This window comes from Geobacillus sp. E263 (assembly GCF_007197795.1).
Classification (GTDB): Bacteria; Bacillota; Bacilli; order Bacillales; family Anoxybacillaceae; genus Parageobacillus_B; species Parageobacillus_B toebii.
On record NZ_CP041632.1, the window covers coordinates 845,728 to 860,308 of the forward strand.

13 protein-coding genes and 1 other annotated feature (1 of these 14 cut by a window edge) are annotated in these 14,581 nt (G+C 42.7%); of the genes, 11 read left to right on the forward strand and 2 right to left on the reverse strand.

Annotated features, from left to right (window positions below; translation table 11 throughout):
- The first annotated feature begins 86 nt into the window (after nt 1-86).
- The 3 genes from lonB to yihA all read left to right on the forward strand — a co-directional run bounded on the left by lonB (nt 87) and on the right by yihA (nt 4,828).
- The gene (gene lonB, locus FNL97_RS04310) at nt 87-1,757 is read left to right on the forward strand and encodes an ATP-dependent protease LonB (protein WP_062677876.1); all 1,671 of its coding nucleotides are present in this window, start codon (nt 87-89) and stop codon (nt 1,755-1,757) included.
- A gap of 156 nt (nt 1,758-1,913) precedes the next feature.
- A complete protein-coding gene (lon, locus tag FNL97_RS04315) occupies nt 1,914-4,250 on the forward strand; it encodes an endopeptidase La (RefSeq protein ID WP_143415102.1) in 2,337 nt (778 codons plus the stop codon).
- Nucleotides 4,247-4,828: a ribosome biogenesis GTP-binding protein YihA/YsxC gene (gene yihA / locus FNL97_RS04320; protein WP_097354823.1), complete on the forward strand. Its 582-nt coding sequence runs from the start codon at nt 4,247-4,249 to the stop codon at nt 4,826-4,828. The genes lon and yihA overlap by 4 nt, the downstream gene beginning before the upstream one ends.
- Before the next feature lie 46 nt (nt 4,829-4,874).
- Here yihA and FNL97_RS04325 read toward each other — a convergent pair whose 3' ends face one another.
- Nucleotides 4,875-5,360, reverse strand: coding sequence for a LiaI-LiaF-like domain-containing protein (locus tag FNL97_RS04325; protein WP_015864689.1), 486 nt, complete (start codon nt 5,358-5,360; stop codon nt 4,875-4,877).
- A 165-nt stretch (nt 5,361-5,525) separates the two neighbouring features.
- On the opposite strand from FNL97_RS04325, the gene hemA reads away from it, so the two are divergent.
- From hemA to ysxE, 8 genes are all read left to right on the forward strand, one after another.
- Nucleotides 5,526-6,857, forward strand: a complete 1,332-nt coding sequence (gene hemA, locus FNL97_RS04330) for a glutamyl-tRNA reductase (protein WP_097354822.1) — start codon at nt 5,526-5,528, stop codon at nt 6,855-6,857.
- A 16-nt stretch (nt 6,858-6,873) separates the two neighbouring features.
- A complete protein-coding gene (gene ccsA, locus FNL97_RS04335) occupies nt 6,874-7,707 on the forward strand; it encodes a cytochrome c biogenesis protein (RefSeq protein ID WP_143415103.1) in 834 nt (277 codons plus the stop codon).
- Between the two features lie 14 nt (nt 7,708-7,721).
- Entirely contained in the window at nt 7,722-8,657 is a 936-nt protein-coding gene (gene hemC / locus FNL97_RS04340; protein WP_143415104.1) for a hydroxymethylbilane synthase, read from the forward strand.
- On the forward strand, nt 8,654-9,454 hold the full coding sequence (locus tag FNL97_RS04345) for a uroporphyrinogen-III synthase (protein ID WP_062677881.1): 801 nt from the start codon (nt 8,654-8,656) through the stop codon (nt 9,452-9,454). The genes hemC and FNL97_RS04345 overlap by 4 nt, the downstream gene beginning before the upstream one ends.
- The gene (gene hemB, locus FNL97_RS04350) at nt 9,435-10,412 is read left to right on the forward strand and encodes a porphobilinogen synthase (RefSeq protein WP_143415105.1); all 978 of its coding nucleotides are present in this window, start codon (nt 9,435-9,437) and stop codon (nt 10,410-10,412) included. Before FNL97_RS04345 ends, hemB begins: the two co-directional genes overlap by 20 nt.
- An 18-nt stretch (nt 10,413-10,430) precedes the next feature.
- Nucleotides 10,431-11,726: a glutamate-1-semialdehyde 2,1-aminomutase gene (gene hemL, locus FNL97_RS04355; RefSeq protein ID WP_143416287.1), complete on the forward strand. Its 1,296-nt coding sequence runs from the start codon at nt 10,431-10,433 to the stop codon at nt 11,724-11,726.
- A 127-nt stretch (nt 11,727-11,853) separates the two neighbouring features.
- Complete coding sequence (gene spoVID / locus FNL97_RS04360; RefSeq protein ID WP_143415106.1) at nt 11,854-13,071, forward strand: stage VI sporulation protein D; 1,218 nt, start codon at nt 11,854-11,856, stop codon at nt 13,069-13,071.
- Between the two features lie 69 nt (nt 13,072-13,140).
- Nucleotides 13,141-14,151, forward strand: coding sequence for a spore coat protein YsxE (gene ysxE / locus FNL97_RS04365; protein WP_041269951.1), 1,011 nt, complete (start codon nt 13,141-13,143; stop codon nt 14,149-14,151).
- On the opposite strand, the gene FNL97_RS04370 is transcribed toward ysxE, so the two are convergent.
- Complete coding sequence (locus tag FNL97_RS04370) at nt 14,117-14,305, reverse strand: YszA family small membrane protein (protein ID WP_015864680.1); 189 nt, start codon at nt 14,303-14,305, stop codon at nt 14,117-14,119. The genes ysxE and FNL97_RS04370 overlap by 35 nt on opposite strands.
- Before the next feature lie 155 nt (nt 14,306-14,460).
- Nucleotides 14,461-14,581 (forward strand) — a binding site (T-box leader); it runs 118 nt beyond the window's last position.

Consider the following 14,581-nt stretch of genomic DNA (forward strand, 5'->3'; position numbering starts at 1 on the left):
AGGCGGTTTCTTTTTTGTTTATTCCTGCCTTTTCACGGAGATACTATCATACTACATACTATTTGAAGGCAGGAGGATTTCAGAGAATGAATTGGGCAAATGCAGTACTATTGATACAACTATTTTTCGGGATTATTATTGGTCTTTATTTTTGGAATTTGCTTAAAAACCAACGGATCCAAAAAGTTTCGATCGATAAGGAATCCCGAAAAGAAATGGAACAGCTTCAGAAATTGCGATCCATTTCGTTAACCGAACCACTTGCGGAAAAAGTAAGACCGAAAAGTTTTGAAGATATTGTCGGTCAAGAAGACGGAATTAAAGCATTAAAAGCGGCGTTATGCGGTCCGAACCCTCAGCATGTCATTATTTACGGACCACCAGGCGTTGGGAAAACAGCGGCGGCTCGTCTAGTTTTAGAAGAGGCGAAAAAAAATCCGCTTTCTCCTTTTAAAAAGAATGCGGTATTTGTTGAATTAGACGCAACGACAGCACGGTTTGATGAACGTGGAATCGCCGATCCGTTAATTGGGTCTGTGCACGATCCAATTTATCAAGGGGCTGGAGCGATGGGACAAGCAGGCATTCCGCAGCCAAAGCAAGGCGCGGTAACGACTGCACATGGTGGAGTTTTATTTATTGATGAAATTGGAGAGCTTCATCCGATTCAAATGAATAAATTACTGAAAGTGCTCGAAGACCGTAAAGTGTTTTTTGAAAGTGCTTATTATAGCAAGGAAAACCCGCAAATTCCGAGTCATATCCATGACATTTTCCAAAATGGGCTTCCTGCAGATTTTCGCCTTGTTGGAGCGACAACGAGAACGCCAAACGAAATTCCTCCGGCTATTCGCTCGCGTTGTTTAGAAGTGTTTTTTCGTGAACTCGATCAGGATGAAATTGCGCTCATCGCAAAAAAAGCAGCGGAAAAAATACGTTTAAAAGTATCGGAAAGCGGAATTCGTATTCTTGCGTCTTATGCGAGAAACGGGCGGGAAGCAGTAAATATCATGCAAATTGCTGCGGGAATTGCTATTTCTGAAAAACGTGAAACGATTTTAGATAAAGATATTGAATGGGTCATCCACTCAAGTCAATTGTCGCCGCGATATGAAAAGAAAATCTCTCATGCATCGATGGTTGGTCTTGTGAATGGATTAGCTGTATACGGTCCGAACACCGGAGCGCTTTTGGAAATTGAAGTAACTGCTTTGCCAACAAAAGAAAAAGGAACCATTAATATTACTGGCATCGTTGAAGAAGAAAGTATTGGAAGCCGGGAAAAATCTATTCGCCGCAAAAGTATGGCAAGAGGTTCCATTGAAAATGTCATTACTGTATTGCGTGCAATGGGAGTTCCCGCTGATCGTTATGATATTCATATTAATTTCCCAGGAGGCATTCCAATCGATGGTCCGTCCGCAGGAATTGCGATAGCAACCGGAATTTATTCAGCGATTTATCAAATACCGGTTGATGGTACGGTAGCGATGACAGGAGAAATTAGTATTCACGGTTATGTCAAACCAGTGGGTGGAATTTTTCCAAAAGTAAAAGCGGCGAAACAGGCTGGGGCGAAAAAAGTGATCGTTCCGTTGGAAAACATGCAATCCCTTTTACGAGAGATCGATGGGATCGAGATTATTCCTGTCCAACGTTTAGAGGAAGTGTTTCCAGTTGTATTTGGAAAAGATTTTGCGCAACACGATAGCGCTATTCCAGCCGCTGCCGATCGCTCCGAAAAAAAATCAGTGTAGTAGCAAGCGATACGACTTCGACGAAAAAAGGATGTCGAAGTCGGTTTTTCTTTATATTATTCATAAGCAAGATATAAAAAACGTTTCCTTTGTCTGTATCATGTCATTTTACAAATCGTGCTACGGTGCTATACAATAGACGAATAGAAGTGAGATATGGAGGTGTTCGTGGTGAAGAAAAAAGAGCTTGTCGTTCCTCTTTTGCCACTAAGGGGGCTGCTTGTGTTTCCAACGATGGTCTTACATTTAGATGTGGGGCGGGAGAAATCGGTAAAAGCGCTTGAAACAGCAATGGTGGAAGATCACATCATTTTGTTGACATCGCAAAAAGATGTTTCCGTTGATGAACCTGATATGGATGATTTATATCAAATGGGGACACTTGCGCGCGTAAAACAGTTGCTTAAACTTCCGAACGGAACGTTTCGCGTGCTGGTGGAAGGAATCGCGCGTGCAATCATTACCGAGACAGTAAGTGAAGAACCGTATTTTATGGTAAAAGTAGAAAAGTTTGTAGATCGCACAACGAAAGATTTAGAGGACGAAGCGTTGAAACGGACGATGCTCGAATACTTTGAACAATACATAAATTTATCAAAAAGATTGTCAGCCGATATTTATGCTTCCATTGCAGATATCGATGAGCCGGGTCGAATGGCGGATATTATCGCTTCCCATTTGCCGCTTAAACTAGAGGAAAAACAGCGCATTCTCGAAACGATCGATGTGAAAGAACGCATCCATAAAATTATTCAAATCCTGCATAATGAAAAAGAAGTGCTGCAGCTTGAGAAAAAGATTAGCATGCGCGTCAAGCAATCGATGGAACGTACACAAAAAGAATATTACTTGCGCGAACAAATGAAGGCAATTCAAAAAGAACTTGGTGAAAAGGAAGGAAAAGCAGGAGAAGTCGAAACATTAAAAGAAAAAATCGAGGCAGCCGGCATGCCAAGTCATGTGAAAGAAACGGCGCTCAAAGAGCTTGACCGCTATGAAAAAATACCAGCGACCTCAGCGGAAAGCGCGGTGATTCGCAACTATTTAGACTGGCTCATTGCGCTACCTTGGTCAACGCAAACAGAAGATATTCATGATATCAAACGGGCGGAAGCGATATTAAATGAAGATCATTACGGTCTAGAAAAAGTAAAAGAACGGGTGCTGGAATTTTTATCTGTACAACAATTAACGAAATCATTAAAAGGTCCGATTCTTTGTTTAGCAGGACCTCCTGGAGTCGGGAAAACATCGCTTGCTCGTTCAATTGCCAAGTCGCTGAACCGCCGATTTGTTCGTATTTCGTTAGGTGGTGTTCGCGATGAATCAGAAATTCGCGGCCACCGTCGCACATATGTCGGCGCAATGCCTGGACGAATTATTCAAGGGATGAAAAAAGCAGGAACGATTAATCCGGTATTTTTATTAGATGAAATTGATAAAATGTCGAGTGATTTTCGCGGCGATCCGTCTGCGGCGCTTCTTGAAGTGTTGGATCCGGAACAAAACCATACGTTCAGCGACCATTATATTGAAGAACCGTATGATTTATCGAAAGTGATGTTTATTGCGACAGCAAATAACTTAGCAACGATTCCACAGCCGCTTTTGGATCGTATGGAAGTGATTACAATCCCAGGCTATACGGAAGTAGAAAAATTGCAAATCGCTAAACGTCATTTGCTTCCAAAACAATTAAAAGAGCATGGATTAAAAAAATCATCGTTGCAAGTACGTGATGACGCGATGATGAGTATTATTCGCTATTATACACGAGAAGCAGGTGTGCGCGAATTGGAGCGGCAGATCGCTGCGATTTGCCGAAAAGCAGCACGTCTCATCGTTTCTGAGGAGAAAAAACGCGTCATCATTACAGAGAAAAATATAGAAGAATTTTTAGGAAAAAGAAAATACCGTTACGGCCAAGCGGAATTGGAAGATCAAGTCGGCGTGGCGACAGGCCTTGCCTACACAGCGTTTGGCGGTGATACGCTATCCATTGAAGTATCGCTTGCACCGGGAAAAGGGAAGCTTGTGTTAACAGGAAAATTAGGCGATGTCATGAAAGAATCCGCACAAGCAGCATTTAGTTACGTGCGTTCTCGAGCTGAACAGCTTGGGATTGACTCTGAATTTCATGAAAAATACGATATTCATATTCACGTACCAGAAGGCGCCGTGCCAAAAGACGGACCATCTGCTGGGATCACGATTGCGACTGCGCTCATTTCCGCGCTAACAGGCCGGCCGGTAAACCGATTTGTTGGCATGACGGGAGAAATTACATTGCGCGGCCGCGTGCTTCCAATTGGCGGATTAAAAGAAAAAACGTTAAGCGCCCATCGCGCTGGTTTGAAAAAAGTAATTTTACCAAAGGACAATGAAAAAGATTTAGAAGATATTCCAGATGTGGTAAAAAATGATTTACAATTTGTGCTCGTTTCCCATTTAGATGAAGTACTACAACATGCATTGGTAGGGGATCAACAATGAACGTGACAAAAGCAGAAATCGCCGTCAGTGCGGTGAAACCGGAACAATATCCAGATGGTGCGCTGCCGGAATTTGCACTCGCCGGTCGTTCCAATGTTGGCAAATCTTCCTTTATTAATAAAATGATTAATCGAAAAAATTTAGCGCGCACTTCATCGAAACCAGGAAAAACGCAAACATTAAATTTTTACCTTATTAATGAATCGCTTTATTTTGTTGATGTGCCGGGATATGGATTTGCAAGGGTCTCAAAGAAAGAGCGGGAAGCATGGGGAAAAATGATGGAAACGTATTTTACGACAAGAGAACAGCTGCGCGCAGTTGTTCTGATCGTCGACTTGCGGCATCCGCCGACGAAAGATGATGTCATGATGTATGAGTTTTTAAAACATTATCAAATCCCGACGATTATCATTGCGACGAAAGCAGATAAAGTTCCGAAGGGAAAATGGCAAAAGCATTTAAAAGTTGTCCGTGAAACGTTGAACATCATAGAGGATGATAAACTTATTCTTTTTTCGGCAGAAACAGGACAAGGAAAAGAAGAAGCATGGGCAGCATTGGAGCGATTCCTATAATCGAAAAAACACCAGCATGAAACGAGGCTGGTGTTTTTTGTATGGATTATTTCCTCTTTACCAATAATATGTATATACCCGCAAGGATTAGCCCAAGCGGCCAAAACTTCCAAATCGATGCAATGCCTGTTTCGACAATATAAAACAGCGGCTGAAAATGTTCGGAAAACAGCATAATAAAGGCTAATGCTAAAAAAAAGATGCTTTGGCCAAGGCCGCTTTTTACTTTTCGGGAGCTAATGAAAAATGCTATCGCAATGATAAAGAAAAAGACGCCGATATGATTTGGCCATTGTTTGAACCAATGGACAAGTAAAATGTGAAGTCCGAATCCAAACAAAATGATGCCTGGAAATAGGTGTTGGTATTCACGGGCGGAATACGCCTGGCCGATCAGCGCCGCCCCGAGAATCATTAACAGTGCTGGCCAGTCTTGAAAAAGATGGGCAAATGAGGAGTGAAGCTGATTGGCAAAAAAGTAAACGCCCAGTCCAACAAGAATAATGCCAGAGAACGCAGCTTGTTTTTTCATCGGTTCCTCCCAGTTTTTCGACAAACTTTTTTATGATACACTTATACTGTATAAAGTTTATCATATGCTTTCTAGCATGTTCACACTTTTTTCATAAAGTAGAAAGACATATGTGCTATAATAAAAAAAGATATTTATGTACTTGATTAAGGGGGTATAAAGGAAGTGCATATTGTTGTTGTTGGCGTAAACTATAAAACGGCCCCTGTTGAAATCCGTGAAAAACTCACGTTTAGTGAGTCGGAATTGGTCGATGCAATGAAGCAATTGCAGCAGCAAAAAAGCATTTTAGAAAATGTGATTGTTTCTACATGCAATCGTACCGAAGTTTATGCAGTTGTTGATCAGCTGCATACCGGTCGTTATTATATAAAATCATTTTTGGCCAATTGGTTTCATATGGAAATCGATGCGCTTACACCTTATTTAAACATTATGGAAAATGAGGCAGCGGTCGAACATTTATTCCGTGTTGCTTCTGGTTTAGATTCGATGATTTTAGGAGAAACACAAATTTTAGGTCAAGTAAAATCAAGTTATCTTCTTGCTCAAGAACATGGAACGATTGGTACAATATTTAATCAGTTATTCAAGCAGGCGGTCACATTTGCAAAGCGCGCCCATTCCGAAACAGAAATCGGCGCAAACGCCGTGTCTGTAAGTTACGCGGCAGTAGAATTAGCGAAAAAGATTTTCGGGGATTTATCTTCGAAACATGTTTTAATTATCGGCGCTGGCAAAATGGGAGAATTGGCGGCGCAAAATTTATATGGAAGTGGCGTAGGAAAAGTAACCGTTGTCAACCGAACGCTCGAAAAAGCAGAGCAGCTGGCGAAAAAGTTTTCAGGTACGGCAAAATCGCTTTGTGAGCTATCCTGTGCGCTTCTGGAGGCGGACATTGTTATTAGCTCTACTGGAGCAAAAGATTATATCATCACGAAAGAAATGATGGTTCATGTAGAAAAAATGCGGAAAGGACGCCCGCTATTTATGGTCGATATCGCTGTTCCGCGAGATTTAGACCCAGCGCTTGCCGAGTTAGAAAGCGTCTTTTTATATGATATTGACGATTTAGAAGGAATCGTGCAAGCGAATTTAGAAGAGCGCAAAAAAGCGGCAGAGCAAATTGAACGTATGATCGGAACAGAGCTTGTTGCCTTCCAGCAATGGCTTCATACGCTCGGCGTTGTGCCTGTTATTGCGGCGCTTCGTGAAAAAGCGCTGGCGATTCAAGCGGAGACAATGCGGAGCATTGAACGGAAATTGCCGCATTTATCGGAACGTGACCGGAAAGTATTGAACAAACACACAAAAAGCATTATTAATCAATTGCTGCGCGATCCGATTTTACGCGCAAAAGAGTTGGCAGCTGAACCAAATGCCGAAGAAGCGTTGCAATTGTTTATGAAAATTTTTAATATCGAAGACGAAGTGAAAGCACAAAAGCAAGCAAAAACGGATGGTCAACGCGCCGCTATGCCGTCTCTACAGTCATAAGAGAGGATTTTGGCATATGTTAGAGATGACCATGACCCGGTTATACGAACTGTCTATTCTTTTGTACGTATTGTCTATACTTTTATATTTTATTGATTTTCTTCAACGTAACCGGAAGGCGAATCAAGTCGCTTTCTGGTTACTTTCTATTGTTTGGATGTTTCAAACGTTTTTTTTCTTGTTTCGCATCGTGCAGACAGGACGTTTTCCAATTTTAACGATGTCGGAAGGGCTTTATTTTTACGCATGGGTGCTCATTACGTTATCTCTTATCATTAACCGGTTGATGCGCGTTGATTTTATCGTCTTTTTTACGAACGTGCTAGCGTTTTTAATTTTGGCGATTCATACGTTTGCGCCGAATCCCCATCAATCACCGGCTGTTGCCGAAAAGCTGATTTCTGAATTGTTAATGATTCATATTACAATGGCATTATTAGCATATGCAGCGTTTTCGCTTTCGTTCATTTTTTCGGTATTGTACATGCTGCAATATAGCTTATTGAAACGGAAAAAATGGGGAGAACGGTTATGGCGGATGGCTGATTTAGCGAAATTAGATTTTATGTCTTATGTTTTAAATTTAATTGGATTGCCTATGTTGTTATTAGGATTAATTCTTGGGGTGATTTGGGCGTATATCAAAGTGGAGCATTTTCATTGGTATGATGTGAAAGTGTTGGGTTCGTTTTTGGTGCTTGCAGTGTACAGTATTTACTTTTATAAACGCGTTGTCCAGCAAGTGCAAGGAAAAACGATTGCACTATGGAATATCGGCTCGTTTTTATTTTTATTGGTAAACTTTCTCTTATTCGGTAGTTTATCGAAATTTCATTTTTGGTATTCGTAGTGGAGGAATGAAAGATGCGAAAAATCATCGTTGGATCACGCCGCAGCAAACTTGCGCTCACCCAGACGAACTGGGTCATCGAGCGGCTTCGGCAATTAGGAGCGCCGTTTGAATTTGAAGTAAAAGAAATTGTCACCAAAGGGGACAAAATTATTGATGTGACGTTATCCAAAGTCGGTGGCAAAGGATTGTTCGTAAAAGAAATTGAACATGCAATGCTAAACGGCGAAATTGATATGGCAGTACATAGCATGAAAGATATGCCCGCTGTTTTGCCTGATGGTCTTATCATTGGCTGCGTGCCGCCGCGTGAGGATCATCATGATGTGTTGATTAGTAAAAACAAAGAAACGTTTGCGAATCTTCCAAGTGGAGCGATCGTTGGGACAAGCAGTTTGCGCCGTTCTGCACAAATACTGGCAAAACGGCCGGATTTAAAGATCAAATGGATTCGCGGCAATATCGATACGAGACTTGCGAAGCTGCAAAACGAAGATTACAACGCCATTATTCTTGCGGCGGCCGGATTAGTGCGCATGGGTTGGGCAAGAGATGTCATTACGGAATATTTATCAACAGATGTATGTCTTCCTGCTGTTGGACAAGGAGCGCTGGCGGTGGAATGCCGCGAAAATGATGAAGAATTGCGGGAATGGCTGCAAAAATTAAACGATGTTCATACCGAGCGGGCTGTTTTGGCCGAACGTGTATTTTTACAACAAATGGAAGGCGGCTGTCAAGTGCCGATTGCGGGATATGCATATATTGACGATCGCGAGGATATCGTTTTAACCGCTCTTGTTGCTTCTCCAGACGGAAAAGAGATATATAAAGAAACGGTAAGCGGATCGAATCCGGAAGAAGTCGGAACGAACGCTGCGAAAATGTTAATAGAGCGTGGCGCGAAAGCATTAATTGATCGTATTAAAGAGGAGATGAATCGACAGTGAGCGGTCCGTTGTCGGGAAAAACGGTGCTTGTGACAAGAGGAAAAGAACAGGCGAAAGCGTTCTCTGAAAAACTGCGCAAAGCAGGAGCAACGCCGATTGAAATTCCGCTTATTTCGATTTCTCCTTCTTCCCATCGTGAAGAAATTGAACGATGTGTGCGCCAGCTTCCCAATTATGATTGGCTCATTTTTACAAGCGCAAATGGTGTCCGTTTTTTCTTCCCATTTGTCAAAAAGGAAACTCCGCTTCCAAAAGTGGCGGTAGTCGGAAAGAAAACGGCGGCGGCTTTAAAAACGTATGGCGTTTCTCCTGCTGCCATTCCTAGCGAATTTGTCGCCGAAGGGATGATCGAGGCGCTAAAACCGCTTGTTAAGCCGCGCGACCGCGTTCTTTTAGTGAAAGGAAATTTAGCAAGGCCGGTATTGCGTGATGCGCTGATCAATATGGGAGCAGACGTAACGGACCTTATTGTGTATGAAACGTTGATGAATGAATCAGGAAAAGAACAATTGTTATATCTGTTGCGGGAAAGAAAACTGGATGTGATCACGTTTACAAGTTCCTCTACCGTACAAAGCTTTATACGGATGATGGAAAAAGAAGATATCGCTTCACTACTTAGCGGCTGCGTGATCGCCTGCATCGGTCCGATTACGAAGGAAACAGCAGAAAAAGCGGGACTTGCCGTGCATATTTGTCCAGACGAGTATACGATTGATGATATGATAAAAGAAATGGAATTATATTTTGCAAAAAGGACGATGGAGGGAAAAATAAATGGCAACATTACAATTTGATCGCCATCGCCGCCTGCGGCAAACCGCGAATTTACGAGCGATGGTGAGAGAAACACATCTTCATGTAGACGATCTTATTTATCCGATTTTTGTCGTCGAAGAAAAAGGGGTAAAACGGGAAATACCATCCATGCCAGGGATCTATCAATTTTCTCTTGACCGTTTAAATGAGGAAATGGATGAAGTCGTCCAACTAGGCATTAAATCGGTAATCGTTTTCGGTGTGCCGGCAGAAAAAGATGAAGTCGGCTCACAAGCATATTGTGAGCATGGGATCGTTCAGGAGGCGATCCGCCAAATCAAAGCAAATTATCCAGATGTCGTTGTTATTGCGGATACATGTTTATGTGAATATACAAGCCATGGACATTGCGGTGTAGTCGAAAACGAGCAAGTGTTAAACGATCCGTCGCTTGAATTGCTTGTAAAAACAGCCGTCAGCCAAGCGAAAGCGGGCGCGGATATTATCGCACCTTCTAATATGATGGACGGTTTTGTTGCTGCGATTCGCCAAGGACTCGATGAAGCCGGATTTACGAATGTGCCGATTATGTCGTATGCGATTAAATATGCGTCCGCATTTTACGGTCCGTTTCGTGATGCTGCGGACAGCGCGCCGCAATTCGGCGACCGGAAAACATATCAAATGGATCCGGCCAATCGCCTCGAGGCGTTCCGCGAAGCGGAATCGGATGTGCGTGAAGGCGCTGACTTTTTAATGGTAAAACCAGCGCTCGCTTATATGGATATTATCCGTGACATTAAAAACCATTTCCATCTCCCGCTTGTCGCCTATAATGTCAGCGGTGAATATTCGATGGTCAAAGCAGCGGCGCAAAACGGATGGATTAACGAAAAAAAAATTGTCATGGAAATGCTTACCGGCATGAAGCGGGCAGGCGCCGATTTAATTATGACGTATTTTGCTAAAGATGCGGCTCGCTGGCTAAATGAATAGAAAGGAGAACCGTGAATGGTGCGAAGCTATGAACGTTCAAAAGCAGCGTATGAGGAAGCGGTCCGGCTGTTGCCAGGCGGTGTCAACAGCCCGGTGCGCGCGTTTAAATCCGTAAAAATGACGCCAATTTTTATGGCGCGCGGCAAAGGTTCGAAAATTTACGATATCGACGGCAATGAATATATTGATTATGTGTTGTCATGGGGTCCGCTTATTTTAGGTCATGCGAATCCTCGCGTTGTCGAAGCGCTAAAAAAAGTGACGGAAAACGGCACGAGTTTTGGCGCCCCGACATTGATTGAAAACGAGTTAGCGAAATTAGTGATTGAACGGGTGCCATCCATCGAAATTGTTCGCATGGTAAACTCCGGAACGGAAGCGACGATGAGCGCGCTTCGGCTGGCACGCGGCTACACTGGACGCAATAAAATTGTTAAATTTGAAGGATGCTATCACGGCCATGGCGACTCGTTGCTTATCAAAGCCGGTTCAGGAGTAGCGACGCTTGGGTTGCCGGATAGCCCTGGTGTTCCGGAAGCGGTGGCGCAAAATACGATTACTGTTCCTTATAATGATTTAGAAAGCGTTCGCTACGCATTTGAACGGTTTGGCGAAGATATCGCCGCTGTCATCGTTGAGCCGGTTGCGGGAAACATGGGTGTCGTTCCGCCGGTTCCAGGATTTTTGCAAGGGTTGCGAGATATAACAAAACAATATGGTGCCCTTCTTATTTTTGATGAAGTCATGACAGGCTTCCGCGTCGATTATCATTGTGCGCAAGGCTATTTTGGCATTGAACCGGATTTGACGTGTCTTGGAAAAGTCATCGGCGGCGGGCTTCCGGTCGGAGCGTATGGCGGAAAAGCGGAAATTATGGAAAAAGTCGCTCCTAGCGGCCCGATTTATCAAGCCGGCACCTTATCGGGAAACCCGCTCGCCATGACGGCCGGATATGAAACATTGATTCAGCTGACGCCGGAAACATACGATGAATTCCGCAAAAAAGCGGATCGATTGGAAGAAGGATTGCGCGAAGCGGCGGAAAAATACGAAATCCCGCATACGATTAACCGCGCTGGCTCCATGATTGGTTTCTTCTTTACGAATGAAGAAGTAACAAACTATGAAAAAGCGAAAACATCGAATTTAGAAATGTTCGCGACATATTATCGCGAAATGGCGGAACAAGGAATTTTCCTTCCTCCGTCGCAATTTGAAGGATTATTTTTGTCCACGGAACATACGGATGAAGATATTGAAAAAACAATCGCCGCTGCAGAGCGCGCGTTTGCGAAAATTCGCGAAGGGAAGTAAAAGAAAGGGTTGTCCATCTTTTGATGGGCAGCCCGATTTTTTTTATTCATATTGCTCGTTCGTCCTTCATACAATGGGTAATGTCATAGAAAATTTTGTTGGTAAGGGACGGAAGGAGGAGTTTGGATTGGAGCAATCGTATTTGCGGTTTTCCCTTGAGGAATCGATCTGGTTTAGAAAAGGACAGGAAGTCGCCGAATTTCTCTCTATTTCGCTGGACCCGATTGTTTCGGTTGATGAATATGAACAGTATATTACGATTCGCGGAGCGTTAGAATTAAGCGGAGAATATCGGATGGCGGAAGGGGAAGAAAGCAGCGCGGATCCTTTTGATTTTGCAAGCCATCGATTCGTTCAACATATTTCTACGCGCGAAGACGGCATTAGTGAATTATCGCATCGTTTTCCAATCGATATTACGATCCCGAAAAACCGCATTCAACATTTAGAAGATGTGTATGTGACGGTAGAATCGTTCGATTATGATTTAGATGAAAATGGAAGATTGCTAGTGACAGCGGATATTTCGATCAGCGGAATTAGCGAAGCGCCGCTTGATGAACCTTATGAACCTTCGTTAGTAGAGGAAGAAGACGAAGACCTGTTGTTTGAACCGTTTGAAGTTGTCGCGCGCAAAGAAGTATACGAGGAAGAACAAAGAAAGCAACAATCGGAAGAAGAGACATCTTCTATTTTCAACCATGCACTGCAGGAACAAAATGAAGACGAAGCACAAGAAATGACGGCTATCTATCGCGAAGAAACAAAACAGGAAGAAGAAACAGCCGTGCCGCTAAATAGCAATGAACAGCTAGAAGAAACAGTCGAGCGGCTAGAAAAAACGAAAGAAAAAGCTGCACAGCTAGAAAAACCAGAAGAAAAAGAAGAAAAATCCGCACAGCTAGAAAAACCAGAAGAAAAAGAAGAAACAGCCGCGCAGCTGGAAACACCGGAAGAAACAGCCGCACAACTAGAAGAAAAGGAAGCGGTGAAAGCAGAAGAAGAAAACGTTGCTCCACAACAAGAAGCAAAAGTATCGATTGGATCGATGAAAGAAAAAGATGCTGATGAAATGAAAGAAGAAATAGATGAAAACGAAAAACAAAAAGTAAAGAGTGAAAATGCATTGTACTTAACGAAACTATTTGCGAAGAATCAAGAAGAGGAATTTACGAAAGTAAAAATTTGCATCGTTCAGCAAGGAGATTCGTTGGACAAGATCGCCGAGCGGTACGATATAACCGTCCAGCAGCTGCTTCGTGTCAACCAATTGGAAAGCCCTGAGGAAATCCATGAAGGGCAATTGTTATATATACCGGCACTAGCGGGAAGCCGCTCTTCGTAGTGAGGGAAACATGATTCCTCACTTCTTTTTATGGAGGGGGTCGTTTCATTGAACAGAGAACGCATCGAAATGTATACGCCCATTTTACAGCAATACGGGTTAAAGCCGTTTCGCGTCGATGATTACGGGAAAGTAAAAAAAATCCATACGAACGCTGGTCTATTTGCTTTAAAAGAAATAACGAACGCCAGGGAAATGGCAGCCATTCAACAATCGTATATTTTTTATGGAAAACAATCTGTTCCTCTTTACTTGTCAAAACAAGGTTTTCCGTTTGTATCGTATGGCCGGCATTATTATTTAATGCCATGGATTTCATCCGATGAGAGAAAAGAAAAACGAGAACATGTCCGCTCTTTTTTTCGCGACCTTGCTTATTTACATCAAAAGTCACTCAAACAAATAGATATTAACGAAGAAGAGATAAGAAATTACTATGAGAATAAAAAAAGAGAATGGGAAAGGCAGCGCGCCTTTTTGCAATCATATGTGGAAAAGTGCGAAAATGCATGGTATATGTCTCCGTTTCAGCTGCAATGCTGCACGTATTTTCATGAAACAATGCAAGCGTATTGGTTTGCGGAAACGGAGCTAGAGAAATGGTATGAAAAAATGAAAGAAACAAAAAAATGGAGAATTGCCTGGATTCACGGAAAGGCACGGCTTTCACATTATATAGAGATGGAAAATGACAATCGTTATTTTTTTAGTTGGGAACGCGCCAGTTGGAACTCTCCGCTTTTCGATGTAATCATTGCGCTTCGTTATCATATGCGCACATTTCCGCCGATCGGTGATGAATGGGTGGAAGGGATGGAAGAATACGGAAAAACGTTGCCGATGTTAGAAGAGGAATGGTCCTTTCTTTTCAGCCATCTTGCGCAGCCGCATTTTTTATATCGCTGCATTTATGAGTATGAGATGAAGCGGCAAAACAGAAAAAGTGAACGGGAATATGTTTCCGAACTGCAGCGCCGTTACTTTACAATGAAAAATATGGAGTATGTCGTCATGCGCCTTGTCCAGCGAAAAGAAGCAGAAGAAGCTAAATCCACTCCAGATGAAACGCCACCGCAATAAGCACAAAAATGGCCAATAAGATGACATCAAACGTCGTGGGTAAAAAAATGGTGCGAATCGCTTGAAAAATCGTGATTGGAATAATCACTTGCGCACAAACGGCACGAATTTGCCGAAGCCATGGCGGCCATGAATAATAGTTAAATCGTTTCATCGAGCATTTCCTCCCTCGTGCATGTTACTATTAAAATATGATTGGATATTGTTTTTGTCACCAAAAACGAAGAAATGGAATAAATAAATAAAAACTAGGCAAAGATGATTGACGATGAAACAAGTTTTTCGTAGTATAATAAACAGAAAAATAATAAAAAAGCGAAGACAGGGAAGAGTACAACGAATAACGCCTTCAGAGAGGGAAATCAGTAGCTGCGAGATTTCCTAGGACGGTTATCGTTGGAAGGTCGCCCTGGAGCTGCTTCTTTGAACG

Coding starts and splice junctions, on each gene's coding strand:
- FNL97_RS04370 (WP_015864680.1), bottom strand. CDS start 14,305: ATGAAACGATTTAACTATTATTCATGGCCGCCATGGCTTCGGCAAATT.
- FNL97_RS04325 (WP_015864689.1), bottom strand. CDS start 5,360: ATGAAAAAACAAGCTGCGTTCTCTGGCATTATTCTTGTTGGACTGGGC.
- yihA (WP_097354823.1), top strand. CDS start 4,247: ATGAACGTGACAAAAGCAGAAATCGCCGTCAGTGCGGTGAAACCGGAA.
- lon (WP_143415102.1), top strand. CDS start 1,914: ATGGAGGTGTTCGTGGTGAAGAAAAAAGAGCTTGTCGTTCCTCTTTTG.
- ccsA (WP_143415103.1), top strand. CDS start 6,874: ATGTTAGAGATGACCATGACCCGGTTATACGAACTGTCTATTCTTTTG.
- ysxE (WP_041269951.1), top strand. CDS start 13,141: ATGTATACGCCCATTTTACAGCAATACGGGTTAAAGCCGTTTCGCGTC.
- lonB (WP_062677876.1), top strand. CDS start 87: ATGAATTGGGCAAATGCAGTACTATTGATACAACTATTTTTCGGGATT.
- hemB (WP_143415105.1), top strand. CDS start 9,435: ATGGCAACATTACAATTTGATCGCCATCGCCGCCTGCGGCAAACCGCG.
- hemC (WP_143415104.1), top strand. CDS start 7,722: ATGCGAAAAATCATCGTTGGATCACGCCGCAGCAAACTTGCGCTCACC.